Below are 24,238 nucleotides of genomic sequence, written 5' to 3'. Positions count from 1 at the left end.
GAATGGGGTGCAAAATCCTGAATCAGCCTTCAGGAATCTTCTGCGAGGAACAACTCAAGCAGGGAGTTTAAAAACAGTTTGCCGTGCTCGGTGATCTGCCAGTAATCCTCACACTCGGTGAGATATCCCTGCGCCAGCGCCTCGTCAATCTGCGGACGAATCGTGGCTTCCGGCAATCCGGTATAACGCGCAAACTCCGCACGTGGTGCGGGTTCCAACAAGCGGAAGCGGTTCATAAAGAACTCAAACGGTTTATCCGCCGCCTCAACATCATGCTGACGTTCAAGGTAGCGGCCTTCCATGTAACCACGCGGATGACGCGTTTTGGCGGTACGCAGGATGCGCCCGTCAGGGAAGGTTACTTTACCGTGTGCGCCACAGCCAATCCCCAGATAATCACCAAAGCGCCAGTAGTTCAGGTTGTGCTGACACTGGTAACCCGGCTTCGCGTATGCGGAGGTTTCGTATTGCTGATACCCTGCCGCGGTCAAAAGCTGATGACCTTGCTCAAAGATATCCCACAGGGCGTCATCATCCGGCAGCACCGGCGGACGGGAACCAAACAGCGTGTTTGGCTCAATAGTCAGCTGATACCAGGAGAGATGCGGTGGGTTAAGCGCGATCGCCTGACGCAGATCGTCCAGCGCTTCCTCCAGCGACTGGTCCGGCAGGCCGTGCATCAAATCCAGGTTAAAGCTGCGCAGGCCTAAGCCAGTGGCCAGGTTTGCCGCGCGCTTTGCCTCTTCCGGGCCGTGAATGCGTCCCAGACGTTTCAGCTTCGGCTCGCTAAAGCTCTGGACACCGATCGAGATGCGGTTTACGCCTGCACGTTGATAATCGACAAAACGGTCGGCTTCAACGGTGCCGGGGTTGGCTTCCATTGTTATTTCAGCATCCGCGGCCAGGTTCAGGCGCGCACGCACGCCGTCCAGCAGCGTTTGCATCGCCGGGCCAGAAAGCAGGCTCGGCGTACCGCCACCAATGAAAATGGTCTTAACTTCACGTCCCTGTGCGTAAGGTACATCGGCATCCAGGTCGGCCAGCAGATGCGCAACGTAGTCATCATGCGGCACTTCACCTTTCAGCGCGTGCGAGTTGAAATCGCAGTACGGGCATTTCTGCACGCACCACGGGATGTGAATATAAAGACTCAGAGGTGGCAAATTAGCCATTACGCAGTGCTTCCAGTAACAGTTTCAGGGCGCGTCCACGGTGGGAAATCGCGCTTTTCTCTTCGCGGGACAGTTCCGCAGCGGTTTTGCCCTCAGACGGGACAAAGAAAATCGGGTCGTAGCCAAAGCCACCACTGCCTGCCGCTTCACGGGTAATCACCCCCGGCCAGCTGCCGTGGCAGACGACTGGCGTAGGGTCTTCGGCATGACGCAGATAGACCAGTACGCAGTGGAACTGAGCCTGGCGTTTATCATCTGGCACGTCTTTCAACGCGACAAGCAGCTTTTCCAGATTCTGCTGGTCGGTGGCATCGACGCCTGAATAGCGTGCGGAGTAGATACCCGGCGCACCGCCAAGGGCATCTACCGCCAGACCGGAGTCGTCGGCAATCGCGGGCAAACCGGTAATCTGTGCGGCATGGCGCGCTTTCAGGATCGCGTTTTCGATAAACGTCAGCCCTGTCTCTTCGGCGGACTCCACACCCAGTTCGGTCTGTGCAACGACATCCAGTCCAAAATCATTTAATAGCGAGGCCAGCTCGCGCACTTTACCGGCGTTACCGGTAGCGAGAACAACTTTCTGCATGGTTTAATCCTGCTCTGTCAGCGCCGCGACTTCCGTCGGGATAGATTGCGGGTTGAGAATTTTTACCTGTTTATGCCGCCCAAGTTCACCTTTCTCGATGATCACCTGGCTTTTGGCGACACGAAACTGTTTTGCCAGATATTTGGTCAGATGCGCATTCGCCTGGCCATCAACCGGTGGGGCAGTGATGGCGACTTTTAGCTCGTCGCCATGCAGTCCAACAATACTGTCACGGCTGGCTTTCGGCTGAATATACAGCCGTAAAACCAGCCCGTCAGCGCAGGTGCTCACTGCACTCATAGCGCCATCCACAGCCCCGGCAGCAGCATGTCGCCCGTGGACTGTAACAGCTCAGCGATCCCCATATTCACGACGTACAGCAGCAGAACCAGGATCATCGGAGAGAAATCGATGCCGCCCATAGACGGAAGCAGGTTACGGATTGGACGCAGAAGCGGTTCAGCCAGCTGAATTAACGCGTACTCCACCGGACTACGGCCCTGGCTTACCCAGCTCATGATCGCCATGACCAGCAGCACCCAGAAGATCAGCAGACCGACGGTTTTTATCAGAATCAGTACGGCGGCAATCCAGATTATCGGCTGGAAGGTGATAACCATAAACAGCACAATCGCTTTGATCACGCTCAGAATAAACGCGACCAGCAGAGAAGCACTGTCAATGGGGCCCATCGCCGGAATGACGCGACGCAGCGGTCCTACGATAGGTTGCGTGATTTTCACGACAAACTGCGAGAACGGATTGTAAAAATCACAGCGGGCCCACTGCATCCAGACGCGCAGTAACAGCGCCATCGTATACAGCTCAATGACCGTTGAAAGCAGGAAAGTCAACGTCTTCATGGCGTTCCTCAGGTTTCCTTATTATTGGGTGTAATCGCGCGCACCGAAAATTGCTGTGCCGATGCGCACCATAGTGCTGCCTGCCGCGATGGCGGCTTCCATATCATCCGACATGCCCAGAGAAAGCGTGTCTACCGTTTCATAGCGCCCTTTAAGCGCCTCAAATGCTACAGCCATTTGCTGTGCCACGGCAAACTGCCTTTCATAACTTGACTCCGGTGCAGGGATGGCCATTAACCCGCGCAAGGTTAAGCGCGGCAGTGCCGCGACATCTGCTGCCAGCGCATCCAGTTCTTCCAGTGCAATACCGGACTTGCTGTTTTCGTCACTGATGTTGACCTGAATCAGCACATTCAGCGGCGGTAACGCTTCAGGGCGCTGGTCGTTCAGGCGCGAAGCAATACGCAAACGGTCAATGGTATGGCACCAGTCGAAATGTTCAGCGACCAGACGGCTTTTGTTCGACTGCAAGGGGCCAATAAAGTGCCATTGCAGATCCGTCTTCCCCTGTTCCTGGAAGAAGCGAATTTTATCCACGCCCTCCTGCACGTAGTTTTCACCAAACGCATGCTGACCCGCCTCAATCGCATCTGCGATGGCGCTCGCAGGCTTGGTTTTACTCACTGCAAGTAACGTAATTTCTTCTGAAGCACGGCCGCAACGTGTTGCTGCAGCTGAGATTTTGTCCCGGACCTGTGCCAGGTTGTGCGCAATGTCGTTCATTTTCCGAGGAGTATTGTATGGATGTGGAAGAAATTGTGGCCCTTAGTGTAAAGCATAATGTCTCCGATCTACACCTGTGCAGTGATTCGCCACCGCGCTGGCGCAGATCAGGTCGTCTTGAACCCGCGCCGTTTCCGCCTCCCGAAGTCGATACGCTATTAAAAGCGTGGCTCAACGATGAACAGCAGGGAACGTGGTGGGCGAACGGGCAGGTGGATTTTGCCGTTACCCTGGCGGGCAATCAGCGCCTGCGCGGAAGCGCGTTTAAACAGACAAGCGGCGTCTCAATGACGCTGCGGCTGTTGCCCGGGGTCTGCCCGCAACTCTCCGTGTTGGGGGTGCCCCGGGTTGTTCCTGAGCTGTTATCCAGTGACAACGGGCTAATTCTGGTCACCGGGGCAACCGGCAGCGGTAAGTCCACTACGCTGGCAGCGATGGTGGATTTTCTTAATCACCATACTGACGGGCATATTCTGACGCTCGAAGACCCGGTGGAGTTTCTGTACCAGAGCGAACGGTGCCTGATCCAGCAGCGCGAGATTGGCCAACACAGCCCGTCATTTGCCGACGCGCTGCGCGGGGCGTTACGCCAGGATCCTGATGTCATACTGCTGGGTGAGCTGCGCGACAGTGAAACAATCCGCCTCGCGCTGACGGCGGCAGAAACCGGACATCTGGTGCTCGCGACACTGCATACCCGCGGGGCAGCGCAGGCGATTGAGCGGCTGGTCGATACGTTTCCGGCGCAGGAGAAAGATCCGGTGCGCAATCAGCTGGCCGGCAGCCTGCGGGCGGTGCTGGCGCAAAAGCTCCTCCCCGATGCGCAGGGCGGGCGCGTGGCGCTTTATGAGCTGCTGGTGAATACTCCGGCGGCGGCGAATCTCATTCGCGAAGGAAAAACGTGGCAATTGCCCGGTATTATTCAAACCGGCCAGCAGGCGGGGATGCAGAACTTTGACCAGAGCCTGGCTGAAAGACGGGCGCAGGGGCAACTTCAGGCCCCGGCGCTCAATAACCCTGTTCGAAATAGCTTTCGAGAATGATGACAGCAGACGCGGAGTCAACGCTGCCTTTGTTGAGAGCCCTGAAGCCGCCGTGTTCAAAAAGACCTGCACGTGCTTCAACGGTGCTCAGACGCTCGTCGTGGAGCTTCACGGAGACGCCAAAGCGGCCATGGATTTTATTGGCGAACTTACGCGCTCGGGCGGTAAGCGGTTGTTCAGTGCCATCCATGTTCAGCGGTAACCCAACGATGACGTCATCCGGCTGCCACTCTTTTAGCAGGCGCTCAATGAGGTTCCAGTCCGGTGTGCCGTCACTGGCCTTCAGGGCCGTGAGTGGACGTGCGGTACCCGTGATTCGCTGACCCACGGCGACGCCTATGCTTTTGGTGCCAAAATCGAAGGCCAGAAGTGTTCCGCTCATCAGGCATGCCCCGCTACGCCAGGCATAGTCAGGATATCAATGCCGATCAGTTTCGCGGCGTCACGCCAGCGATCGGCAATAGGGGTTTTAAACAGAATGTTCATGTCCGCAGGCGCGGTCAGCCAGGCGTTATCGAGGATCTCTTGCTCAAGCTGGCCTTTCTCCCAGGAGGAGTAGCCCAGGGCCACCAGCACTTCCGACGGCTGCTCAGCGGTACCCAGCGTTTCGAGCACGTCGCGAGAGGTCGTAATGACGGTGTTGTCAGAGATGCGAATACTGGAAGAGAAGACCGGCGGTGTATGCAGGATAAAACCGCGATCCTCTGCGAGTGGCCCGCCCAGCATCACCGGTTTATCAAGCCTGATTTCCGGCAGACGCTCTTCAGCCGAAATTTTCAGCTTGTCCAGAATCCCTTCAACCTGCAGGTTTTCCAGCGGTTTGTTGATGATAATGCCCATCGCGCCGTCTTCATTGTATTCACAAATATAAACCACGGCGCGGCGAAAAATCGGATCCTGGAGAGCAGGCATGGCAATAAGAAAGTGATGCTGTAAATTCATTGTCAGAGGTACTGTTTCCTGGTTTAAAAAGCGACAGCCCCAGTATGCGGACAAACCGGGGTGCTGTCACTAATAGTATTGAAAGGTTATTTCTGTAAACGTTTCTCGATGGCGTCCATCAGCATTCCGGTGATCGAAATCGGGAATTCCGCTTCGATTTCACGAATACAGGTTGGGCTGGTCACGTTCACTTCGGTCAGGCGATCGCCGATGATATCCAGGCCGACAAAAATCAGGCCCTTGGCTTTCAGTGTCGGGCCAACGCGGCGGGCAATTTCCCAGTCGCTTTCACTTAACGGGCGCGGCTCACCGCGGCCACCGGCCGCCAGGTTACCGCGGGTTTCGCCGCCCTGCGGGATACGCGCGAGGCAATACGGCACCGGTTCACCATCCACCACCAGAACGCGTTTATCGCCATCTTTAATGGCCGGGAGGTAGTTTTGTGCCATGCAGTAACGCGTGCCCAGCTCGGTCAGCGTTTCGGCAATCACCCCAATATTCGGGTCGCTCTCTTTCACGCGGAAAATAGATGCGCCACCCATGCCGTCCAGCGGTTTCATGATGATGTCGCTGTGTTTCTGCCAGAACGCTTTCAGCTGTGCCTTGTTGCGGGTCACCAGCGTTTCAGGCGTCAGGTCAGAGAACCATGCGGTGTAGAGCTTCTCGTTACAGTCGCGCAGGCTCTGCGGTTTGTTGACGATCAGCGTTCCTTTCTCTTCCGCGCGCTCAAGGATATAGGTGCAGTAGATGTATTCGGTGTCGAACGGAGGGTCTTTACGCATCAGAATGACATTGAGGTCGGCAAGGGCAATATCCTGCTCGGTGCCGAATTCATACCATTTGTCGTAATTCTGCTCGACGTTAACGATGCGGGTACGTGCGCGGGCTTCACCGTTGATCAGGTAAAGATCGTTCATCTCCATGTAGTGGAGTTCATAGCCGCGACGCTGCGCTTCCAGCAGCATCGCGAAGCTGGAATCTTTCTTGATGTTAATGTTTGCGATGGGATCCATCACGATGCCGAGCTTGATCATTTTCATCTCCGTTAAAAGCCTGAGGGCTCAGGCTTAGCGTTAACCCAGATCGCCAAAACGCACCTGTAGCGCGGTAATGGCTGTGAGTGCCGTTGTCTCAGTACGCAGAACGCGAGGTCCCAACAGAATATCAGTAAACTGATAACGCGCCGTCATGGCAATTTCGCCAGCGGACAAGCCGCCTTCCGGACCAATCAGCAGGCGAACACGTTCAACGGGTAGCGGCAGCGTATTGATGCTGGCGCTGGCGCGTGGATGGAGATTGAGTTTCAGCCCGCTTTCCTCTTCAGCACACCAGTCCTCCAGATCCATCGCCGGGCGGATCTCCGGAATACGGTTGCGGCCACTCTGTTCACAGGCAGCAATGGCAATTTTCTGCCACTGCTGGATCTTTTTATTCAGACGTTCCGCATCCAGTTTAACGCCACAGCGCTCAGAAAAAAGTGGCGTAATGAGGCTTACACCCAGTTCAATGGATTTCTGGATGGTGAATTCCATCTTTTCTCCGCGCGACATCACCTGTCCCAGGTGTATGTGCAGCGGAGATTCACGGTCATCCACTTCGCCGCGCAATATCGTTACATGCACGCTTTTTTTATCAGCACGCGTAATTTCCGCGTCGAAAACCTGATTCGAACCATCAAACAGCTGAATAGCTTGTCCTGCTCCCATGCGCAGTACGCGACCAACATGGTTGGCGGCATCGTCAGAGAGGGCAATTTCGCGGCCGACGGTAATCAGCTCAGGGTGGTAGATGCGAGGAATGCGCATAGTCAGAAATTCCATATGTCATGCGGTGTAAGCGAATTGCCGCTAGTGTAGGTTAGCTCTTTTGCGCCTGGCAAGCCCGCTGGACGTAAGGGTTGTGATTACCCTGAACTTTCGCGATGCGCGCGTCACGCTGGCATTCCCATTCCGTCACCGGATATTGCTTGTCCCATGCGTTGAACAGCTGCGTCTGCTGGCGGGAAAGGTTGAGGTCGTAACGGTCACGCATATAGAAATAGGTGCGGGCGATACTGCCGCGCGCGCGGGCCGGGGGCTCAGCGACTTTCTCTTTAAAATCAACTTTCATGCCGCACTGGCCGTACTGACCCTCTCCGCCGTTCCACTGGCTGTACATAAAGTTGCCGCGATCGCCATTCACCTCGCCAACCGCGGGTTGCAGGTTGTGCATATCGCTTTCCATCTGGCGATAGACCGGATCTTTGGCGCAATTTTTACGACCGCCATCCTGCCAGCACTGACGCTGGTGGCCAAACTGCCATGCCGGTACCACGTGTTCCCACTCGATGCGGCTGGCGCGGTTTTCATTCTTGCGCACTTTATAGCCGCAGGATTCGAGATCAACGATCCCTTTTTTACCCTGCCAGTTAATTTTACAGCCGCAATAAAAATCACCGGGAACATCCGCGTTGACCTTTACGCCTGCCGCTTTTGCCTGGGAGAAACTGTTAATACCGTCGGCCAGAGCCTGGCCGGAGAGTGCTGTCGCCAGAAAGGCGACCGCGAGAGAAAAATTACGGGACATCTTACACTCCGTGTCAAAACGAGCCCGCAACGTAACGAATGTTGTTCCTGTATGCAATCAGTCAGATCAGGAAAGTTCCTGAAAGTTCAGTTGGTTATTCCGCGACCAGCGGTTCACCACATTTGACGCAACGGTAGGTGGCCTCGCCGCGCACCACGCGATTATGACGGCGAACGGTAAGCTGATGCTGCTGACACTGGCAGCGGTAGGGGAAGGTATTGCGGCGTACCGACTCAAGTTCAAACTGATGGGTTCTGCGTGCCGGAACGCCCAGCACGGCTTCCATCATCCACTTCCACTCTTTGCCGTGGGGTGCCACGCGGCCAAAGTGTTTCCATACCAGCAGGTGCGCCAGCTCGTGTGGCACCACTTCCTCAATAAACGCCTGCTGATTTTCCAGCATCAGCACCGGGTTCAGGCGGATCTCATAGGATTCGAGCCACGCCGTGCCCGCCGCCGTGCCACGTTGTTGGTAGACGAGTTTCGGCTCAGGGTAATTCCGGCCGAGTTTCAGGTTGGCCTGGGCGAGTTTTTCCCGCAGGCTGCGCATAACGGCTTGCTGAAGGGCGATGGGGAGACGGGGTGCTTTCATAGGGGCAGAGCATAAAGCGCGAAGCGGGGAGGTGCAAGAGGCACCTCCCGCCAGAGAATTAGTCGTGTGCGCCAATCTCGCGCAGTGGACGACCTTTCATCAGGTTACGTTCAATATGTTCCAGTGACACGTGTTTGGTTTCAGGAACCAGCCACAGCGTCAGAACAATAAAGAAGATGTTCAGGCCGGAGTAGACCCAGAAGGTGTTCGCGTTGCCCAGCGTATTGAGCATGGTCAGGAACGTCGCACCCACAATCATGTTGGCAATCCAGTTGGTCGCGGTGGAGCAGGTGATACCGAAATCACGCCCTTTCAGCGGCTGGATTTCAGAGCACAGCACCCAAATCAGCGGACCGGCGCTCATCGCAAACCCGACGATAAACATCAGCAGCATGCCCACTGCGAAATACTGGGCGGTTGGAGAGTGAATCCCCACGTGCATCATCGTGCCGAGAACACCCATACCGGCGGCCATCACCAGGAAGCCCAGCGTCAGGGTTGGCTTACGGCCCCAGCGGTCCACCAGACCGATAGCGATAAAGGTCGCCAGAACGTTGGTCAACCCAACGATGACGGTCCCCCACATCTGCTCGGTGGTATTGGTATACCCCGCCAGTTCAAAGATTTTTGGCGCGTAGTACATGATGACGTTCATCCCGGTGAACTGCTGCATCACCTGCAGGAGCACGCCCAGGAATACCGCACGACGGAAGTTGCTGTTCTCTTTAAACAGCGCCCAGCCTGACTGTTTTACCTTCAGGCTCTCGCGGATCTCTTCCAGTTCGTTTTTGGCTTCCGCGCTGGTATCGCGCAGTCGCAGCAGCACGCGCTCGGCATCGACGAAACGACGCTTCGCTGCAAACCAGCGTGGGCTGTCCGGCAGGAAGAAAACGCCAATCAGCAGCAGAATGGCAGGGATAATGATCACGCCAAGCATCCAGCGCCATGCGCCGCTGTAGCTGAACGCGGTATCGGAAAGGTAAGCTCCGAGGATGCCGATGGTGATCATCAGCTGGTACATCGAAATCATACTGCCACGGATTTTCTCGGGTGCGATTTCAGAGAGATAGAGTGGGGCTGTATACGACGCGACACCCACGGCCAGGCCAAGCAGCACGCGAGAAAGCAGCAATACCTCAACGTTTGGAGCCGCTGCTGAGAAGAGCGAACCTGCAACAAACAGGATTGCACCGATCATCAGGCTCTTTTTGCGTCCCAGCCTGAAAGAGAGCCAGCCGCTGCCCACGGCACCCACGGCCGCACCAAACATCATGGAACTTACTACCCACTCCTGGGTGTGAGCGCTTATCTGGAACTCTTCAGTGATAAAGGGTAACGCACCGGCAATCACGCCAATGTCCAGGCCAAAAAGTAATCCTGCCAGGGCGGCGAGGAAGCAGACGAAAAATGTCATCGCCTTATTGGACGTACGCCCCTGTTTTTTATTGTCAGGCATTATGCCCTCCAGTTGGGTTATCAGTTTTATCGATGTTAAGGGTAAGTGAGCAACCCGTATAAATATGTGAGATAAATCACATTGGTGTAATCGGTTACACTGGTGTGCAACCGTAAATAAAATTAAAGCTTTGAAAATATAGAGGTAAATTAGTTGATGCGCATCGCGTTTGAATGAATTTCAGACTTAACTGAAAGGAAATGTAACAGCATAAGACATGCGATCATGCAAAGAGATTATTCTGAAAGCGAGGTATATCGGGTGGGGTGTAATCGGTTTCACGCAAAGCGCAATGTCAGGCTCTCTGGCTGACAAAAGCAAAAGGCCAGCACGGGGCTGGCCTTTTTTAACATTCGCTGTCAGTCGATTATTTCAGACCGGCAGCTTCACGCAGCAGAGCGGCTTTGTCGGTTTTTTCCCATGGGAAATGTTCACGACCAAAGTGACCGTATGCAGCGGTTTCTTTGTAGATTGGGTGCAGCAGATCCAGCATCTGAATCAGACCGTATGGGCGCAGGTCGAAGAACTCGCGCACCAGCAGCGTCAGTTGCTCGGATGGCACTTTCTCGGTACCAAAGGTTTCAACCATGATGGAGGTCGGTTCAGCCACGCCGATAGCGTAGGAAACCTGAATCTCACAGCGGTCAGCCAGGCCAGCAGCAACGATGTTTTTCGCAACATAACGCGCAGCGTACGCAGCAGAACGGTCAACTTTAGACGGGTCTTTACCGGAGAAGGCACCGCCACCGTGACGCGCCATGCCGCCGTAGGTATCAACGATGATTTTACGGCCGGTCAGACCGCAGTCACCCATTGGGCCGCCGATTACAAAGCGTCCGGTTGGGTTGATGAAGTATTTGGTTGCGGAGCTCAGCCATTCAGTTGGCAGAACCGGCTTGATGATCTCTTCCATCACTGCTTCCTGCAGGGATTTCTGGTCGATCTCTTCGGAATGCTGAGTAGACAGAACGACCGCGTCAATACCGACGATTTTGCCGTCGTCGTACTGGAAGGTCACCTGGCTTTTCGCATCAGGACGCAGCCACGGCAGGGTGCCATTCTTGCGCACTTCAGCCTGACGCTGCACCAGACGGTGTGCGTAGGTCACTGGCGCTGGCATCAGCACGTCAGTTTCGTTGGTTGCATAACCAAACATCAGGCCCTGGTCGCCCGCGCCCTGTTCCAGCGGATCGGCACGGTCAACGCCCTGGTTGATGTCCGGAGACTGTTTGCCAATTGCGCTCAGTACCGCACAAGAGTTGGCATCAAAGCCCATATCAGAATGGACATAACCGATCTCACGAACCGTGTTACGGGTGATCTCTTCGATATCCACCCATGCGCTGGTGGTGATCTCACCGCCAACCAGAACCATGCCGGTTTTGACGTAGGTTTCACACGCGACGCGCGCTTTTGGATCCTGCGTCAGGATCGCATCCAGCACCGCATCGGAGATTTGGTCAGCAATTTTATCTGGATGTCCTTCTGATACGGACTCGGACGTAAACAGGTGTTTTGCCATGTTTTATTTCACCTAAAAGGAATTTGTTTAGCTCAAGCTGCTGTGTGGAATAGCCAAAGGAGATAATTCTACCAAGGCCTGCAGGTTAATGACACTGGCAGTCTGAGTGTTAATCAGTATGGATGGATTAACATCTGGATGGCTATTTTAGGTCAGTTCTTCGCCCGATTTCCAGTTTTTTTTGACTAACCTCTCACTGAGTTGAATTCGCTGCTGGAAATTTTTCCTGACGGCGCTGGCAACCCGCGCATTTATCTTTTGCAATTTACCCCTGTTCTCGGTATAAAACGCGGCGCGCGGCTCATACCAATAAGCGCTCGATGAACTCATCGTGTCGCCACTTCCAGCCGGGTTAAGCAGTGAACTTTTAGCTTTGGCTTGTGGTCCGTTTCAGCAGGAGCGGCCGTGGAGGTGATTCGAGATAATGAACCAGTGTTTTCCGCTAATTCAGCGCAGCCGTTCTGGCGCGTATTTGATTCCCGCAACCCGCATTTCTAATCTGCAAACCTGCCGATGTTATACCCATCTCGGGGCTTCTCAGGATTCCAGGGCCGGTCACGCTTTGTGAAAACTGAACAAGGGCGCTCTTGTTAAGACAAGAGTTTTCTCGTGGTTTCGCCGAACGTTGTCATAATTAAGTTCGGACACGTGTTTACAATGATATGAATATGAAACCGGTCGCACGGTCTGGTTTTCAGCATAGTCTGCTGGGAAATGGATCCGTTTATGGGTTGTTATCGCCGTATAACGCTGCGATAGTAGTCAACTGTTTTACACTTAATACAAAGAGTTGAGGTTCGCTATGTCTGACGACATGTCTTCGCTTTCGCCTTCGTCAGCGGGCGAACAGGGTGTACTACGTTCCATGCAGGAGGTTGCGATGAGCTCCCAGGAAGCCAGCAAGATGCTGCGCACTTACAATATTGCCTGGTGGGGCAATAACTACTACGACGTCAACGAACTGGGCCATATCAGCGTTTGCCCGGATCCTGACGTTCCTGAAGCGCGCGTGGATCTCGCCAAACTGGTGAAAGCACGCGAGGCGCAGGGCCAGCGTTTGCCTGCACTGTTCTGCTTCCCGCAGATCCTGCAACATCGTCTGCGTTCCATTAACGCCGCGTTTAAACGCGCGCGTGAATCTTACGGCTATAAAGGCGATTACTTCCTGGTTTACCCTATCAAGGTGAACCAGCACCGCCGCGTGATTGAATCCCTGATCCACTCCGGTGAACCGCTGGGCCTGGAAGCGGGTTCCAAAGCGGAGCTGATGGCCGTGCTGGCACATGCTGGCATGACCCGTTCGGTGATCGTCTGCAACGGTTATAAAGACCGTGAATACATTCGTCTGGCGCTGATTGGCGAAAAGATGGGCCACAAAGTCTATCTGGTTATCGAGAAGATGACAGAGATCGCTATCGTGCTGGAAGAGGCAGAGCGTCTGAACGTTATCCCGCGTCTGGGCGTGCGTGCGCGTCTGGCGTCGCAGGGTTCCGGTAAGTGGCAGTCCTCAGGCGGCGAAAAATCCAAATTTGGTCTCGCGGCGACCCAGGTTCTGCAGCTGGTTGAGATTCTGCGTGAGCGTGGTCGTCTGGACAGCATTCAGCTGTTGCACTTCCACCTCGGCTCGCAGATGGCCAACATTCGCGACATCGCCACCGGCGTACGCGAATCAGCACGTTTTTACGTTGAGCTGCACAAGCTTGGCGTAAACATTCAGTGCTTCGACGTGGGCGGTGGTCTGGGCGTGGATTATGAAGGTACCCGCTCGCAGTCCGACTGTTCCGTGAACTACGGCCTGAACGAATATGCCAATAACATCATCTGGGCGATTGGCGATGCCTGTGAAGAGCACGGCCTGCCGCACCCAACGGTGATCACCGAGTCTGGTCGCGCGGTTACCGCACACCATACCGTGCTGGTATCGAACATTATCGGCGTTGAACGCAGTGAAATTTCCGAGGTAACCCCACCGGCTGAGGACGCGCCTCGTGCGCTGCAAAGCATGTGGGAAACCTGGCAGGAGATGCACGAGCCGGGTACCCGCCGTTCGCTGCGCGAGTGGCTGCACGACAGCCAGATGGATCTGCATGATATTCATGTGGGGTATTCATCGGGCACGTTCAGCCTGCAGGAACGCGCATGGGCTGAGCAGCTTTATCTGAACATGTGCCACGACGTACAGCAGCAGCTGGACCCGAGCAACCGTGCTCACCGTCCGATTATTGACGAACTGCAGGAGCGCATGGCGGACAAAATGTACGTCAACTTCTCACTGTTCCAGTCGATGCCGGATGCCTGGGGTATCGATCAGCTGTTCCCGGTTCTGCCGCTGGAAGGGCTGAACCACGCCCCGGAACGTCGTGCGGTGCTGCTGGACATCACCTGCGACTCCGACGGTGCTATCGATCACTACGTCGACGGCGACGGTATCGCGACCACGATGCCTATGCCAGAGTACGATCCTGAGAACCCGCCGATGCTGGGCTTCTTCATGGTCGGTGCTTATCAGGAGATCCTCGGCAACATGCATAACCTGTTCGGTGATACCGAAGCGGTTGACGTGTTTGTCTTCCCTGACGGCAGCGTGGAAGTTGAGCTGTCCGACGAGGGGGACACCGTGGCGGATATGCTCGAATACGTTCAGCTGGATCCGAAAAAGCTGCTGACCCAGTTCCGTGACCAGGTGAAGAATACCGGTCTGGACGACGCGCTGCAGCAGCAGTTCCTGGAAGAGTTTGAAGCGGGTCTTTACGGATACACCTATCTGGAAGACGAGTAAGTAAACCTGCCTCTCTCTGTTGGAGAGGGGCGGCGTGAGGGCAAGGGGCAATACCCTCGCCTATACTCACTTGAACCCGTATGAATTAGCGGCGATAATTCGCTCCAATAAGCGATTTACGAATCAATCCCTTCCTCGTCGGGTTTAACGACGCGGAGGGGATTTTTTTTCATCTGTTTTTAATGTATCGACTTTAAAGAGGTCAGGACATGAGCACTTTAGGCCATCAGTACGATAACTCTCTGGTATCTAACGCGTTTGGTTTTTTACGTCTCCCGATGAACTTCCAGCCGTACGACAGTGACGCTGACTGGGTGATCACCGGCGTGCCGTTTGATATGGCCACGTCAGGCCGTGCTGGTGGCCGTCATGGTCCGGCAGCTATTCGTCAGGTCTCCACTAACCTGGCCTGGGAGCACAACCGCTTCCCGTGGAACTTCGACATGCGCGAGCGCCTGAACGTGGTTGACTGCGGTGACCTGGTGTACGCCTTTGGCGACGCGCGCGAGATGAGTGAAAAACTGCAGGCCCATGCCGAAAAACTGCTGGCTGCCGGTAAACGCATGCTCTCCTTCGGGGGTGACCACTTCGTCACGCTGCCGCTGCTGCGTGCTCACGCGAAGCACTTCGGTAAGATGGCGCTGGTGCATTTTGATGCCCATACCGACACCTACGCGAACGGCTGTGAATTCGACCATGGCACCATGTTCTTCACCGCGCCAAACGAAGGTCTGATCGATCCAAACCACTCTGTGCAGATCGGTATCCGTACCGAGTTTGATAAAGACAACGGCTTCACCGTGCTGGATGCCGGCCAGGTGAACGATCGCGGCGTGGATGACATCATCGCTCAGGTAAAACAGATTGTCGGCGATATGCCGGTTTACCTGACCTTCGATATCGACTGCCTGGATCCGGCGTTTGCCCCGGGCACCGGCACGCCGGTGATCGGCGGCCTGACCTCTGACCGCGCCATCAAACTGGTGCGCGGCCTGAAGGATCTGAACATCGTGGGTATGGACGTGGTGGAAGTGGCTCCGGCTTACGACCAGTCAGAGATCACTGCTCTGGCAGCGGCCACCCTCGCGCTGGAAATGCTCTACATCCAGGCCGCGAAAAAAGGCGAATAAGCCTTACGCCCGGATTGCTGCTGCGCGACGCATGCGCAGCAGCAACATGCCTCCTGCCAGCAGGGTGATAACCTGCGAGACGACCAGCACCGAAAACCCTGAGCTGACTGAACCCACCGATTTCATGACCATCCCCATCAGCAGCGGAATAAACGCCGCGCAAATATTCCCAATCCCGTTGATGATCCCGTAGGCACTGCCAACGGCTTCCCGCGCCGCATGATGCTGGATAACCGCCGGAATGGCTGCCCCCTGAAGTCCCCAGAAAATATTGGCAGAGAGCATAAACAGCGCCAGCCAACCGGGCTGGTGGCTCAGCATCAGCATGACGACGGAACTCGCCGTTAAGATCCCGCCCACCACAAACAGCAGCGGTGCCTGGTCCGGGCGCATTTTGTCGAGCAGCACACCGCCCAGAAACTTTGAGCCAAGACTCAGCAGGAAGGGGATAGCCGCGAGAAAGCCGGTCGCGTGCAGGGAGAAGTGGTGTTCATCGCGCAGCCAGGCCGGAAGCCAGGCGCTGCTGCCCCAGAGATAACTCAGCGTGGCAATTTCAACCAGCAGGATCCAGCCCAGAAGCGGCGTCTGCCAGGCAAGCGTAAAGGTCTGCACAAACCCGGACGTCCGGCGCTTGTCGGTATGTTGAGGGGCCGGCAGGAAACGCCAGATTAACCCCCCACCCAGCGCCAGATTGATCGCCGCGAGGGCATAAAATGAGCCCGCCCAGCCAAGGTGTGCCATCAGCCAGGTGATCAGCGGAAAGCCTACAGCCAGCCCCAGTGAAACGCCCAGCGCGGTAACGGCGTTGGGCTTGCCAATCTCTCCGGCGCTAAAGTTATCGCTGATAAAGCGTGTTTTCAGTGAAAAGAGTGGGCCTTCGGCAATGCCTAAAATCAGGCGGGCGATGAGCATGCCCATCAGCGACCCCAGCAGTGGCGAGATGGCGCAAACCACGGCCCATATCGCAATGCTGGTTAACAATCCCTGTCGGTAATGTAATTTGCTTTCGATAACTGGGGTCAATAGTAAAGCGGAAAAACCATAACCCAGCAAAAAGCAGGTCATGAGCATTCCTTGTAACATTCTGTTTTCATTTAGCTGAAAATGTTCGGCAAATTCAGGGTTTAAAATCATCACCGAGATATTTACGCGGTCAACGTAGGAAATAATAATGAGCACCAGAAGTGCCAACGTGCCTTGCCATCTTGCCGTCATTTAATCCGCCTTAATCGTGCTGTCTGTTTATATTTTTTATGAACGTTATTGTCACGTAACTAAAATGATTCACCTGTGAAACTCATTGTTTTAATAAGATAAATTAAATTAAAGTTTCACAGGTGAAACGCCAGAGGTATGTGCGCAGATAATTTTTAAGGAATAAAAAGAAAAGAAGTCAATCTCTATTTTAAAAAATAAAAGATCATCAAAAAAATGTATTCATTCACGCCTGAATAATGAAAATTTCATATCGCTGCATTTTTTCGTGATCGCTTGCACACTTAGCTAATTAAATCTCGTCCGATTAACAAATTCGTCACATTCGCGCTTGACGAAACATTCATCGCTTTTATATTGACCGTATTAAATAAGAAACAGAGTTTCATATATGAAACAAAAGCCTGGAGGATCGTGATGAGCTGGATAGGCGTATGTGACGCAGAACAAGTACAGGAAGATTTCCCTTTTAGCGGTAACGTCGAGGGGAAAGAGATCGGCGTTTATTTGATTGATGGCGAATATTACGCGCTGGAAGACGTATGCCCGCACGCTTACGCGCTGCTGAGTCAGGGTTTCGTCGAGGACGGTAAAGTGGAATGTCCGCTGCATGAGGCGGTTTTCGATGTCAAAACCGGCCAGTGCCTGCACGGCCCCGGCGGACGTAACCTCAATCGTTACCCGGTTCGGGTATTTGAAAACCAGATCCAGATTACCTTCGTCGAGGAGACAGTGGCATGAGCGAAAGTCTGAACTTCAACCCGGCGCTGCCGGAAAGCCGTCAGTTTACCCCTCCGGCTGAGGGCGGTAACGGCGCCATCCATAAGCCCGGTGATTACCAGAACCTGATCTGGCAGACCCGCAGCCGCGTACCGGAAAACTGGGAAATCACGCTTATCTCCACGCTGGAAGACCTTTTCGAACAGGGCGCTGAAACCGTGCCGGAACTGGTCAACGGGCTGAACGCGGTACGTATGCACGATCAGCAGGGCGAGCCATGGAGCGATGCCAGCTTCCAGGCTTTCTTACAGGTTAACGGCTACTGAGGGCAATGCGATGACGACTACCGTACAAAACTATCTTGATAAAGGTCTGCGCGGCCTCTGGTACCCGGTGCTGGCCAGCTGGGAAGTTCAGTCTGCGCCCGTGGGGATCACCCGTCTGGGCGAACAGATTGTGGTCTGGCGCAACAAGGATGGCCAGGTGCAGGCGCTGGAAGATCGCTGTCCGCACCGTGGCGCGCGTCTGTCGATGGGCTGGAATCTGGGCGATCGTATCGCCTGCTGGTATCACGGCGTGGAAGTGGCGGGCAACGGCGAAGTGAAGGATGTGCCTGCGGTGGACAAATGTCCGCTGGTCGGCCAGCAATGTGTGCGCAGCTACAACGTGCAGGAAGTGCACGGGGCCATCTTCCTTTGGTTTGGCGTTACCGCCGATCAGCAACCCGACGAACTGAGCTTCCCGGACGAACTGGCTGACACCGACGCCTACAGCAATTTTCTCTGCACCGCCGCGTGGAAATGCAATTACCAGTACGCACTGGAAAACGTGATGGACCCGATGCACGGCACCTATCTGCACTCTTCGTCGCACTCTATGGCGGAAGGGGATCGCAAAGCGGATATGGTTCTGCAGCCGACGAAAACCGGGTTTATCTTCGAGAAAAAAGGCCAGAGCGGCGTCAACTTCGACTGGGTTGAACTGGGCAACAGCGGCACCTACTGGATGCGTTTGTCCATTCCTTATAAGAAGCGTTTCGGGCCGGGCGGTCACTTCTTCATTGTTGGCATGGTGGTGCCGGAAGATAACGATAACTGCCGCGTCTTCTTCTGGCGTATCCGCCGCGTGCAGGGCTGGCAGCGCGATATGTGGCGTTTCATGTACCGTAACCGTCTGGAAAAACTGCACTGGGAAGTCCTTGAGCAGGACCGCGTGGTGCTGGAGAGCATGGCGCCAGATGCACGGGAACATGAATACCTTTACCAGCATGATGTGGGCCTCTCGCGCCTGCGCCGCATGATGCAAAAAGCGGCGAAAGAGCAGCTGGCGGCGCGTGAAGCTCAGCAGGGAGCCGCCTGATGAATGGGCTGCTGAACGGGAAACGCATCGTGGTAACCGGTGCCGCGCGTGGGCTGGGCTTTCATTTCGCGAAAGCCTGCGCAGAGCAGGGCGCGGCGGTGGTGATGTGCGACATCCTTCAGGGTGAGCTGGCTGAAAGCGCGCATGGCTTAAGTGAGAAGGGCTACGCGATTGAATCACACGTTATCGATTTGGCCGATCCGCTCTCCATTTCGCGGGTGTTCAGCGCCATTGGCAAACAGGGACCGATCGACGGTCTGGTCAATAACGCGGCGATGGCGACCGGGGTCGGCGGCAAGGACATGCTTGATTACGATCCGGATCTGTGGGACCGGGTGATGAGCGTTAACGTTAAAGGCACCTGGCTGGTTACCCGGGATGCGGTACCGCTGCTGCGCGAAGGGGCAGCCATTGTCAATGTGGCTTCCGATACCGCGCTGTGGGGCGCGCCGCGTCTGATGGCCTACGTGGCCAGCAAGGGCGCCGTGATTGCCATGACCCGTTCAATGGCGCGCGAGCTGGGTGAAAAACGCATTCGTATTAACGCCATCGCCCCGGGTTTAACCCGCGTCGAAGCGACGGAATATGTTCCTGCAGAGCGGCATCAGCTTTACGAAAACGGCCGGGCGCTCACCGGGGCGCAGCAGCCGGAAGACGTCACCGGCAGCGTGGTCTGGCTGTTAAGCGATCTGTCGCGGTTTATCACCGGCCAGCTGATTCCGGTCAACGGCGGTTTTGTCTTTAACTGAGGTAAAGCAACTATGGCAAGCGATCACGAAGTGAAGTACCTGGTGCCGGGGCTGGAGCGAGGCTTACAGCTGCTGCTGGCCTTTGGCGAGCAGCACCGTGAACTGACCTTTGCCGAGCTGCACAGGCTGGTCGATATGCCGAAAGCCACCGCCTACCGCGTGGTACAAACGCTGGAATACATGGGTTTTCTGGAGCGCAACACGCGAACCAATACCTTCTCACTTGGCATGAACGTCCTGCGTCTGGGCTTTGAATACATCGCCTCACTGGATGTGGCGCAGGTCGGTCAGCCGGTCATCGAGCAGCTGCGTGACGTCAGCCAGTGCAGCAGTCATCTGGCGATCCGCGACGGGCGCGACATCATCTATATCGCCCGCGTCAGCGCCGCCGGTTCTCGCATCAATCAGGTGAGCATTGGTACCCGTTTGCCGGTGCACTGCACGTCGCTGGGACGCATGCTGCTGACTGATATTTCGCGAGCCGATTTCGAACAGCTGTTCCCGCACGAGCGTCTGCCGGGCAACACGCCGGGCCAGATCCACGACCGTGAAGCGTTGTGGCAGATGGTGCAGCAGGACAAAGCACGCGGCTATGTGATCGGCGAATCCTTCTTCCGTCATGGCATCTCCTCCATCGTTTATCCGGTGTATGACCGCAGCGGAAGGGTGGCAGCCGTGGTGAGCATTCTGGTGCCTTCGGAGGAGATCCCGCAGACCGATCGCGAGCGCCTGCAAAACGATGTCCGCATGGCGGCGGATAAAATTTCTGGCTTCTTAGGGTATTTGTCACAGGCCAGTTAAATCATCAGGTTAACGCCAGGCGCTTCATTGCGTCGGGCATGTTTTACGCCCAATCTGGGCCAGACGAGGCAACGAACGATGTGTATAACCGGAATTGAAAAGCTGGAATTTGGCGTCGAAAACCTGACGCACTGCGCCAAATTTATGCGTGATTTTGGCCTGACGGGCGATGCCAGCGGCCAGCGTTTTACTACCCTGAGCGGCGCGCGCGTGGAGCTTAATCCTGTCGACAGCCCTGACCTGCCGCCAGCGTTTGAAGCAGGAAATACGTTGCGCCGGATGACCTGGGCAGTCGCCACCCGGGACGATCTGGAGGCGCTGCGCCCGAAGCTTGAGAAGCAGCCCGGTTTTCGTGAGGTGGGCGACGCGCTGGAGTGCCGCGATCCGAACGGCATGACCCTGCGCGTACAGGTCAGCCATCAGGTGCCGGTGGAGCTGAACGTCGAGCCGATTAACCAGTGGGGCGATGCCCGCCGTATCGACACGCCAAGCCCGGTCTACGATCGTGCCCAGCCTATTAACGTGGGCCACGTGGTGTTCTTCGTGGAGGAGCTGGCGGCGGTGGAGACGTTCTACCGTGAGGTGCTTGGGTTCCAGGTGTCTGACTGCTACATCAACCGTGCGGTGTTCCTGCGCTGTGGCGTGCGCGGCGGGCATCACAACCTGTTCCTTCTTCAGCTGCCTCACCGTAAGCGGGGGCTGAACCACGTGGCCTTTACCGTACGCGACATTCACGAGGTGATCGGTGGTGGGATAGCGATGAACAAAAACGCCTGGAGCACCTTTATTGGCCCGGGGCGTCATCCGGTCTCCTCGGCCTATTTCTGGTACGTCAACAGCCCAACCGGCGGGGCGTTTGAATACTACACCAACGATGATTACCTCACCGAAAACTGGCAGCCGCGCGAGCTGGAACATTCGCTGGTGTCATTCACCGAGTGGGCGGTAGAGGGTGGGATTGACCACGACACGCGCCGTCAGCAGAAAAAGCCGGAGGCGGTATGACCTCGCGCATTGTCATTATTGGCGGCGGTCAGGCAGGTGGCTGGGCGGCGAAAACCCTGCGTGACGAAGGCTTCGACGGCGAGATTTGCGTCGTGGCGGAAGAGGCGTGGGATTTCTACGAACGCCCGCCGCTGTCCAAGGCTGCGTTACTGGAGCCGGACGCGCCGCTACCGCGTCTCTTTCCTGAAGCGGCGCAACAGGCATTGAACCTGACATGGTGCCGGCCGGTGCGCGCGGAATCTCTCGATCGTCACGCGAAAACGGTGCGCTTAAGCAACGGTGACTACCTTAGTTACAACATTCTTTTAATCGCTACCGGTGGTCGGGCGCGTCTGCCGGGCGATGCATGGGCGGCCCACCCGCAGGTCTATACCCTGCGCCACTGGCAGGACGCACAGTGGCTGAAGGCGCGCCTGGCAGAGAGTCAAAACCTGGCGATTATCGGCGGAGGCTGGATTGGCCTGGAGATTGCGGCCTCCGCGCGTAAATGTGGAGTCGCCGTGACGCTGTTTGAGCAGCAGCCCGCGCTGTGCATGCGTTCGGTGAGCGCCGAGGTATCGCAGCAGCTGGAAACACTTCACCGCGAACAGGGCGTGGATATCCGCACCGGCTGCGGAGCGCTGGAGCTGGAAGATAACAATGGTCTGCCGGTCATTCACTGTGACGGCAAGCGTGAAACCTTTGATGCCGTGGTCGTCGGGATCGGTGTTGATCTCAATCTGGAGCTGGCGCGCGATGCGGGTCTGCAGACTGAGCGCGGGATCGTGGTGGACGCTCAGGGGCGAACGTCGGATCCGTTTATTTTTGCTGCCGGTGATGTGGCTCAGCACCATCATTATGGGCTGTGCATTCAGTCGTGGGCCTTTGCCCAGAATCAGGCGGTTGCCACGGCAAAGGCGATGCTCAATCCCGATGCCCCCGGCTATGACGACGCGCCGTGGCTGTGGTCGGATCAATACCAGCACAACATTCAGATCCTCGGTATTCCGCAGGCCGGCTGCACAACCCTTGCCCGGGATAATGCGCTGTTTTTCTCACTGGATGAAAACGGACGGCTGACCCAGCTGGTGGCGTTCAACGATGCGCGTACCGTCAAGCTGGCGAAGCGCTGGATGGCTGCCGGAAGGGATCTGTCCGATGTGCCGCTGGCTGACCCGACTTTTTCACTGATGTCATTGCGATAGCTAACCCGCACCCGTAGGGGGAGACATGACCACATTTGAGACTAACACCGCGCCGGTTGAGGCAAGCGGTGAGGGCACCCGCACGCCCGAAAAAGCGGTGCGCTGGGCCATTCCGCTGTCATTGCTGGCCTGCGTACTGCTGGCATTTTTCGACAAAATCAGCATTGCGGCGCTCTTTTCCGACAGCCATTTCCAGCAGGCGATGGGCATTGATTTTGACACCACGCGCCTCGGCATTCTGATGAGCGCCTTCCTGCTGAGCTACGGCTTCTCATCGGTCTTTTTAAGCGGACTGGGGGACAAGATTGCGCCGCTTCGCCTGCTCACCGGCATGATGGTGGTGTGGTGCGTGCTGATGGTGGCCATGGGGTTTACCCATAACTACACGGTCATGATCGTCCTGCGCATTTTGCTGGGCGTGGCAGAAGGGCCGCTGTTTCCACTGGCGTTTGCCATTGTGCGGCATAACTTCCCGCAGCATCTGCAGGCGCGAGCGACCATGTTGTGGCTGCTGGGTACCCCGGTAGGCGCGGCGGTTGGCTTCCCTCTTTCTATCTGGCTGCTGAATGCCTTCGGCTGGCAGAGCACCTTCTTTGTGATGGCGATGCTCACCGTGCCGGTGCTGGTGTTCGTGCGCATCGGTCTGCGCGGGATCCGTCTGGGTGCCAAACCGGCTGCGGATCGCGAATCACAGGATGAACGACGTGCCGCGCGGCGCGAGCTGTTTGTCAGCCCGCACTTCTGGATTATCTGCATCTTTAACATCGCGTTTCTCACCTACCTGTGGGGAATCAACGGCTGGCTGCCGGGTTACCTGATTAAAGGTAAAGGCATTCATCTTGAACACGCGGGCTGGCTGTCGTCGATGCCGTTTATCGCCATGCTGGCGGGTGAGGTGATTGGCGCATGGCTTTCTGACCGGGTCGATAAACGCGCGGTGGCCTGCTTTATCTCGATGGCTGGCGCGGGGTTAGGCCTGACGGCGGTCATGCATCTTGATACCCCGCTGGCCGTTATCGCGGCGATGAGCTTTAGCACCTTTATGTGGGGCACCGGTGCGCCGAACATTTTCGCACTGCTGGCGAAGGCTACCCATCCCCGGGTGAGCGCGACGGCGGGCGGTATTTTCAACGGGCTGGGAAACTTTGCGGGCGCGCTGTCGCCGGCGGTGATGGGCGCGTTGATCGCCTTCACCCACAGCATGGATTCCGGGCTGATTTTTCTGGCGGTGATGGCGGCGGTGGGCTGCGTCCTGTTACTGCCGCTGCTGAGACGTTACTGAGGAGAGTGTCATGACTGATTCAACCGTAACTGCAAAACCAGGCATTAAACCTGACCATCTGACCATGGAAGAGTGGGTCGAGTCGCGCATTGCGCGCTTTGAAGGGCGTAAATATGACTGGAACGCGCTGAAGTTCCAGGCCGATTTCGATCCTAAATACCGCCGTGCGCAGATGCGCTACATCGGTACCGGGGCGACGGGCGTGGCAAGCGATACCAATACCGTGCCGGCTGAGCACTTTACCTTCTCCACCATGGTGCTGCCGTCGAAGTGCGAGGGACCATTGCATCTGCATGACGACGTGGAAGAGGTGTTCTTCATGCTTAAAGGGCAGATCACGCTGATGATCCAGGACGGCGATCACTACACCGAAACCGTGCTGCGCGAACGCGATCTGATCTCCGTTCCGCCGGGCATCTATCGCGGTCTGTTCAATCATGGTGAAGAAGAGGCGCTGATGTGCGTGATGCTCGGCACCAACAAGCCGGAAATCCCGACCTATCCGGCCGATCACCCGCTGTCGAAAGTGAAGCGGAACTAAGGGGGCGCG

At 56.1% G+C, this 24,238-nt stretch carries 29 protein-coding genes; 14 read left to right on the top strand and 15 right to left on the bottom strand.

Annotation, left to right across the window (positions count from 1 at the left end; all coding sequences use genetic code 11):
- Positions 1 to 29: 29 nt before the first annotated feature.
- From hemW to ACN9MQ_RS18810, 5 genes are read right to left on the bottom strand one after another with little or no spacing between them, the layout of a single operon-like run.
- A complete protein-coding gene (hemW, locus tag ACN9MQ_RS18830; RefSeq protein WP_014171573.1) occupies positions 30 to 1,172 on the bottom strand; it encodes a radical SAM family heme chaperone HemW in 1,143 nt (380 codons plus the stop codon).
- Positions 1,165 to 1,758, bottom strand: a complete 594-nt coding sequence (locus tag ACN9MQ_RS18825; RefSeq protein ID WP_138614615.1) for an XTP/dITP diphosphatase — start codon at positions 1,756 to 1,758, stop codon at positions 1,165 to 1,167. Before ACN9MQ_RS18825 ends, hemW begins: the two co-directional genes overlap by 8 nt.
- A 3-nt stretch (positions 1,759 to 1,761) precedes the next feature.
- Positions 1,762 to 2,058, bottom strand: a complete 297-nt coding sequence (gene yggU, locus ACN9MQ_RS18820; RefSeq protein WP_014885193.1) for a DUF167 family protein YggU — start codon at positions 2,056 to 2,058, stop codon at positions 1,762 to 1,764.
- A complete protein-coding gene (locus tag ACN9MQ_RS18815) occupies positions 2,055 to 2,621 on the bottom strand; it encodes a YggT family protein (protein ID WP_014171570.1) in 567 nt (188 codons plus the stop codon). The genes yggU and ACN9MQ_RS18815 overlap by 4 nt, the downstream gene beginning before the upstream one ends.
- Positions 2,622 to 2,642: 21 nt before the next feature.
- Positions 2,643 to 3,344 carry a YggS family pyridoxal phosphate-dependent enzyme gene (locus tag ACN9MQ_RS18810; RefSeq protein ID WP_040018849.1) on the bottom strand — a complete coding sequence of 234 codons (702 nt, stop codon included), beginning with the start codon at positions 3,342 to 3,344 and terminating at the stop codon, positions 2,643 to 2,645.
- Between the two features lie 17 nt (positions 3,345 to 3,361).
- Here ACN9MQ_RS18810 and ACN9MQ_RS18805 point away from each other — a divergent pair, with 17 nt between their 5' ends.
- Positions 3,362 to 4,387, top strand: a complete 1,026-nt coding sequence (locus ACN9MQ_RS18805; RefSeq protein WP_044865461.1) for a type IV pilus twitching motility protein PilT — start codon at positions 3,362 to 3,364, stop codon at positions 4,385 to 4,387.
- Here the strand turns inward: ACN9MQ_RS18805 and ruvX are convergent.
- The 9 genes from ruvX to ACN9MQ_RS18760 all read right to left on the bottom strand — a co-directional run bounded on the left by ruvX (position 4,353) and on the right by ACN9MQ_RS18760 (position 11,794).
- Positions 4,353 to 4,769, bottom strand: coding sequence for a Holliday junction resolvase RuvX (gene ruvX / locus ACN9MQ_RS18800; RefSeq protein WP_014171567.1), 417 nt, complete (start codon positions 4,767 to 4,769; stop codon positions 4,353 to 4,355). The two genes, ACN9MQ_RS18805 and ruvX, sit on opposite strands and share 35 nt — an antisense overlap.
- Positions 4,769 to 5,329: a YqgE/AlgH family protein gene (locus ACN9MQ_RS18795; RefSeq protein WP_020883695.1), complete on the bottom strand. Its 561-nt coding sequence runs from the start codon at positions 5,327 to 5,329 to the stop codon at positions 4,769 to 4,771. Before ACN9MQ_RS18795 ends, ruvX begins: the two co-directional genes overlap by 1 nt.
- 86 nt (positions 5,330 to 5,415) lie before the next feature.
- The gene (gene gshB / locus ACN9MQ_RS18790) at positions 5,416 to 6,363 is read right to left on the bottom strand and encodes a glutathione synthase (RefSeq protein WP_410395118.1); all 948 of its coding nucleotides are present in this window, start codon (positions 6,361 to 6,363) and stop codon (positions 5,416 to 5,418) included.
- Positions 6,364 to 6,402: 39 nt separating this feature from the next.
- Positions 6,403 to 7,134, bottom strand: coding sequence for a 16S rRNA (uracil(1498)-N(3))-methyltransferase (gene rsmE / locus ACN9MQ_RS18785; protein WP_426021159.1), 732 nt, complete (start codon positions 7,132 to 7,134; stop codon positions 6,403 to 6,405).
- Between the two features lie 52 nt (positions 7,135 to 7,186).
- Positions 7,187 to 7,894 (bottom strand): deoxyribonuclease I, encoded by a 708-nt coding sequence (endA, locus tag ACN9MQ_RS18780; protein ID WP_020883698.1) that lies wholly within the window; start codon positions 7,892 to 7,894, stop codon positions 7,187 to 7,189.
- Between the two features lie 94 nt (positions 7,895 to 7,988).
- Positions 7,989 to 8,486 (bottom strand): SprT family zinc-dependent metalloprotease, encoded by a 498-nt coding sequence (locus ACN9MQ_RS18775; RefSeq protein WP_032670169.1) that lies wholly within the window; start codon positions 8,484 to 8,486, stop codon positions 7,989 to 7,991.
- A gap of 58 nt (positions 8,487 to 8,544) precedes the next feature.
- Positions 8,545 to 9,942 carry a galactose/proton symporter gene (gene galP / locus ACN9MQ_RS18770; RefSeq protein ID WP_014171560.1) on the bottom strand — a complete coding sequence of 466 codons (1,398 nt, stop codon included), beginning with the start codon at positions 9,940 to 9,942 and terminating at the stop codon, positions 8,545 to 8,547.
- Positions 9,943 to 10,309: 367 nt separating this feature from the next.
- Complete coding sequence (gene metK, locus ACN9MQ_RS18765; protein WP_014171559.1) at positions 10,310 to 11,464, bottom strand: methionine adenosyltransferase; 1,155 nt, start codon at positions 11,462 to 11,464, stop codon at positions 10,310 to 10,312.
- A 147-nt stretch (positions 11,465 to 11,611) separates the two neighbouring features.
- A complete protein-coding gene (locus ACN9MQ_RS18760) occupies positions 11,612 to 11,794 on the bottom strand; it encodes a hypothetical protein (protein WP_025203262.1) in 183 nt (60 codons plus the stop codon).
- 94 nt (positions 11,795 to 11,888) lie between these two features.
- Between ACN9MQ_RS18760 and ACN9MQ_RS18755 the strand changes: the two genes are divergently transcribed.
- The 4 genes from ACN9MQ_RS18755 to speB all read left to right on the top strand — a co-directional run bounded on the left by ACN9MQ_RS18755 (position 11,889) and on the right by speB (position 15,373).
- Positions 11,889 to 12,032: a hypothetical protein gene (locus ACN9MQ_RS18755; RefSeq protein WP_419763464.1), complete on the top strand. Its 144-nt coding sequence runs from the start codon at positions 11,889 to 11,891 to the stop codon at positions 12,030 to 12,032.
- Positions 12,033 to 12,126: 94 nt separating this feature from the next.
- On the top strand, positions 12,127 to 12,258 hold the full coding sequence (gene yqgB, locus ACN9MQ_RS18750) for an acid stress response protein YqgB (RefSeq protein WP_071605459.1): 132 nt from the start codon (positions 12,127 to 12,129) through the stop codon (positions 12,256 to 12,258).
- A gap of 8 nt (positions 12,259 to 12,266) precedes the next feature.
- Complete coding sequence (speA, locus tag ACN9MQ_RS18745; RefSeq protein ID WP_020883700.1) at positions 12,267 to 14,243, top strand: biosynthetic arginine decarboxylase; 1,977 nt, start codon at positions 12,267 to 12,269, stop codon at positions 14,241 to 14,243.
- A gap of 209 nt (positions 14,244 to 14,452) precedes the next feature.
- Positions 14,453 to 15,373 carry an agmatinase gene (speB, locus tag ACN9MQ_RS18740; RefSeq protein ID WP_014071686.1) on the top strand — a complete coding sequence of 307 codons (921 nt, stop codon included), beginning with the start codon at positions 14,453 to 14,455 and terminating at the stop codon, positions 15,371 to 15,373.
- A gap of 3 nt (positions 15,374 to 15,376) precedes the next feature.
- On the opposite strand, the gene ACN9MQ_RS18735 is transcribed toward speB, so the two are convergent.
- Positions 15,377 to 16,588 carry an MFS transporter gene (locus tag ACN9MQ_RS18735; protein ID WP_032678945.1) on the bottom strand — a complete coding sequence of 404 codons (1,212 nt, stop codon included), beginning with the start codon at positions 16,586 to 16,588 and terminating at the stop codon, positions 15,377 to 15,379.
- A gap of 417 nt (positions 16,589 to 17,005) precedes the next feature.
- On the opposite strand from ACN9MQ_RS18735, the gene ACN9MQ_RS18730 reads away from it, so the two are divergent.
- From ACN9MQ_RS18730 to ACN9MQ_RS18690, 9 genes are all read left to right on the top strand, one after another.
- The gene (locus ACN9MQ_RS18730) at positions 17,006 to 17,329 is read left to right on the top strand and encodes a Rieske (2Fe-2S) protein (protein WP_013098654.1); all 324 of its coding nucleotides are present in this window, start codon (positions 17,006 to 17,008) and stop codon (positions 17,327 to 17,329) included.
- Entirely contained in the window at positions 17,326 to 17,634 is a 309-nt protein-coding gene (locus ACN9MQ_RS18725) for a recombinase-like helix-turn-helix domain-containing protein (RefSeq protein WP_014171555.1), read from the top strand. Before ACN9MQ_RS18730 ends, ACN9MQ_RS18725 begins: the two co-directional genes overlap by 4 nt.
- 10 nt (positions 17,635 to 17,644) lie before the next feature.
- Positions 17,645 to 18,667, top strand: coding sequence for an aromatic ring-hydroxylating oxygenase subunit alpha (locus tag ACN9MQ_RS18720; RefSeq protein ID WP_020883703.1), 1,023 nt, complete (start codon positions 17,645 to 17,647; stop codon positions 18,665 to 18,667).
- Positions 18,667 to 19,416, top strand: coding sequence for an SDR family oxidoreductase (locus ACN9MQ_RS18715; RefSeq protein ID WP_049023388.1), 750 nt, complete (start codon positions 18,667 to 18,669; stop codon positions 19,414 to 19,416). Before ACN9MQ_RS18720 ends, ACN9MQ_RS18715 begins: the two co-directional genes overlap by 1 nt.
- A gap of 12 nt (positions 19,417 to 19,428) precedes the next feature.
- Entirely contained in the window at positions 19,429 to 20,217 is a 789-nt protein-coding gene (locus tag ACN9MQ_RS18710; RefSeq protein ID WP_020883705.1) for an IclR family transcriptional regulator, read from the top strand.
- A 78-nt stretch (positions 20,218 to 20,295) separates the two neighbouring features.
- A complete protein-coding gene (locus ACN9MQ_RS18705; RefSeq protein WP_251884629.1) occupies positions 20,296 to 21,222 on the top strand; it encodes a VOC family protein in 927 nt (308 codons plus the stop codon).
- Positions 21,219 to 22,406 carry an NAD(P)/FAD-dependent oxidoreductase gene (locus ACN9MQ_RS18700; RefSeq protein ID WP_251884628.1) on the top strand — a complete coding sequence of 396 codons (1,188 nt, stop codon included), beginning with the start codon at positions 21,219 to 21,221 and terminating at the stop codon, positions 22,404 to 22,406. Before ACN9MQ_RS18705 ends, ACN9MQ_RS18700 begins: the two co-directional genes overlap by 4 nt.
- A 25-nt stretch (positions 22,407 to 22,431) precedes the next feature.
- Positions 22,432 to 23,688 (top strand): MFS transporter, encoded by a 1,257-nt coding sequence (locus tag ACN9MQ_RS18695; RefSeq protein WP_251884627.1) that lies wholly within the window; start codon positions 22,432 to 22,434, stop codon positions 23,686 to 23,688.
- A 10-nt stretch (positions 23,689 to 23,698) separates the two neighbouring features.
- Positions 23,699 to 24,229, top strand: coding sequence for a cupin domain-containing protein (locus tag ACN9MQ_RS18690; protein ID WP_014171547.1), 531 nt, complete (start codon positions 23,699 to 23,701; stop codon positions 24,227 to 24,229).
- The last annotated feature ends 9 nt before the right edge of the window (positions 24,230 to 24,238 follow it).

It is taken from the genome of Enterobacter sp. R-25 (genome assembly GCF_049913205.1).
Taxonomy (GTDB): Bacteria; Pseudomonadota; Gammaproteobacteria; order Enterobacterales; family Enterobacteriaceae; genus Enterobacter; species Enterobacter ludwigii.
This window is presented reverse-complemented; position numbering and strand designations above follow the sequence as displayed.

Coding starts and splice junctions, on each gene's coding strand:
- hemW (WP_014171573.1), bottom strand. CDS start 1,172: ATGGCTAATTTGCCACCTCTGAGTCTTTATATTCACATCCCGTGGTGC.
- ACN9MQ_RS18825 (WP_138614615.1), bottom strand. CDS start 1,758: ATGCAGAAAGTTGTTCTCGCTACCGGTAACGCCGGTAAAGTGCGCGAG.
- yggU (WP_014885193.1), bottom strand. CDS start 2,058: ATGAGTGCAGTGAGCACCTGCGCTGACGGGCTGGTTTTACGGCTGTAT.
- ACN9MQ_RS18815 (WP_014171570.1), bottom strand. CDS start 2,621: ATGAAGACGTTGACTTTCCTGCTTTCAACGGTCATTGAGCTGTATACG.
- ACN9MQ_RS18810 (WP_040018849.1), bottom strand. CDS start 3,344: ATGAACGACATTGCGCACAACCTGGCACAGGTCCGGGACAAAATCTCA.
- ACN9MQ_RS18805 (WP_044865461.1), top strand. CDS start 3,362: ATGGATGTGGAAGAAATTGTGGCCCTTAGTGTAAAGCATAATGTCTCC.
- ruvX (WP_014171567.1), bottom strand. CDS start 4,769: ATGAGCGGAACACTTCTGGCCTTCGATTTTGGCACCAAAAGCATAGGC.
- ACN9MQ_RS18795 (WP_020883695.1), bottom strand. CDS start 5,329: ATGAATTTACAGCATCACTTTCTTATTGCCATGCCTGCTCTCCAGGAT.
- gshB (WP_410395118.1), bottom strand. CDS start 6,363: ATGATCAAGCTCGGCATCGTGATGGATCCCATCGCAAACATTAACATC.
- rsmE (WP_426021159.1), bottom strand. CDS start 7,134: ATGCGCATTCCTCGCATCTACCACCCTGAGCTGATTACCGTCGGCCGC.
- endA (WP_020883698.1), bottom strand. CDS start 7,894: ATGTCCCGTAATTTTTCTCTCGCGGTCGCCTTTCTGGCGACAGCACTC.
- ACN9MQ_RS18775 (WP_032670169.1), bottom strand. CDS start 8,486: ATGAAAGCACCCCGTCTCCCCATCGCCCTTCAGCAAGCCGTTATGCGC.
- galP (WP_014171560.1), bottom strand. CDS start 9,942: ATGCCTGACAATAAAAAACAGGGGCGTACGTCCAATAAGGCGATGACA.
- metK (WP_014171559.1), bottom strand. CDS start 11,464: ATGGCAAAACACCTGTTTACGTCCGAGTCCGTATCAGAAGGACATCCA.
- ACN9MQ_RS18760 (WP_025203262.1), bottom strand. CDS start 11,794: ATGAGTTCATCGAGCGCTTATTGGTATGAGCCGCGCGCCGCGTTTTAT.
- ACN9MQ_RS18755 (WP_419763464.1), top strand. CDS start 11,889: ATGAACCAGTGTTTTCCGCTAATTCAGCGCAGCCGTTCTGGCGCGTAT.
- yqgB (WP_071605459.1), top strand. CDS start 12,127: ATGAATATGAAACCGGTCGCACGGTCTGGTTTTCAGCATAGTCTGCTG.
- speA (WP_020883700.1), top strand. CDS start 12,267: ATGTCTGACGACATGTCTTCGCTTTCGCCTTCGTCAGCGGGCGAACAG.
- speB (WP_014071686.1), top strand. CDS start 14,453: ATGAGCACTTTAGGCCATCAGTACGATAACTCTCTGGTATCTAACGCG.
- ACN9MQ_RS18735 (WP_032678945.1), bottom strand. CDS start 16,588: ATGACGGCAAGATGGCAAGGCACGTTGGCACTTCTGGTGCTCATTATT.
- ACN9MQ_RS18730 (WP_013098654.1), top strand. CDS start 17,006: ATGAGCTGGATAGGCGTATGTGACGCAGAACAAGTACAGGAAGATTTC.
- ACN9MQ_RS18725 (WP_014171555.1), top strand. CDS start 17,326: ATGAGCGAAAGTCTGAACTTCAACCCGGCGCTGCCGGAAAGCCGTCAG.
- ACN9MQ_RS18720 (WP_020883703.1), top strand. CDS start 17,645: ATGACGACTACCGTACAAAACTATCTTGATAAAGGTCTGCGCGGCCTC.
- ACN9MQ_RS18715 (WP_049023388.1), top strand. CDS start 18,667: ATGAATGGGCTGCTGAACGGGAAACGCATCGTGGTAACCGGTGCCGCG.
- ACN9MQ_RS18710 (WP_020883705.1), top strand. CDS start 19,429: ATGGCAAGCGATCACGAAGTGAAGTACCTGGTGCCGGGGCTGGAGCGA.
- ACN9MQ_RS18705 (WP_251884629.1), top strand. CDS start 20,296: ATGTGTATAACCGGAATTGAAAAGCTGGAATTTGGCGTCGAAAACCTG.
- ACN9MQ_RS18700 (WP_251884628.1), top strand. CDS start 21,219: ATGACCTCGCGCATTGTCATTATTGGCGGCGGTCAGGCAGGTGGCTGG.
- ACN9MQ_RS18695 (WP_251884627.1), top strand. CDS start 22,432: ATGACCACATTTGAGACTAACACCGCGCCGGTTGAGGCAAGCGGTGAG.
- ACN9MQ_RS18690 (WP_014171547.1), top strand. CDS start 23,699: ATGACTGATTCAACCGTAACTGCAAAACCAGGCATTAAACCTGACCAT.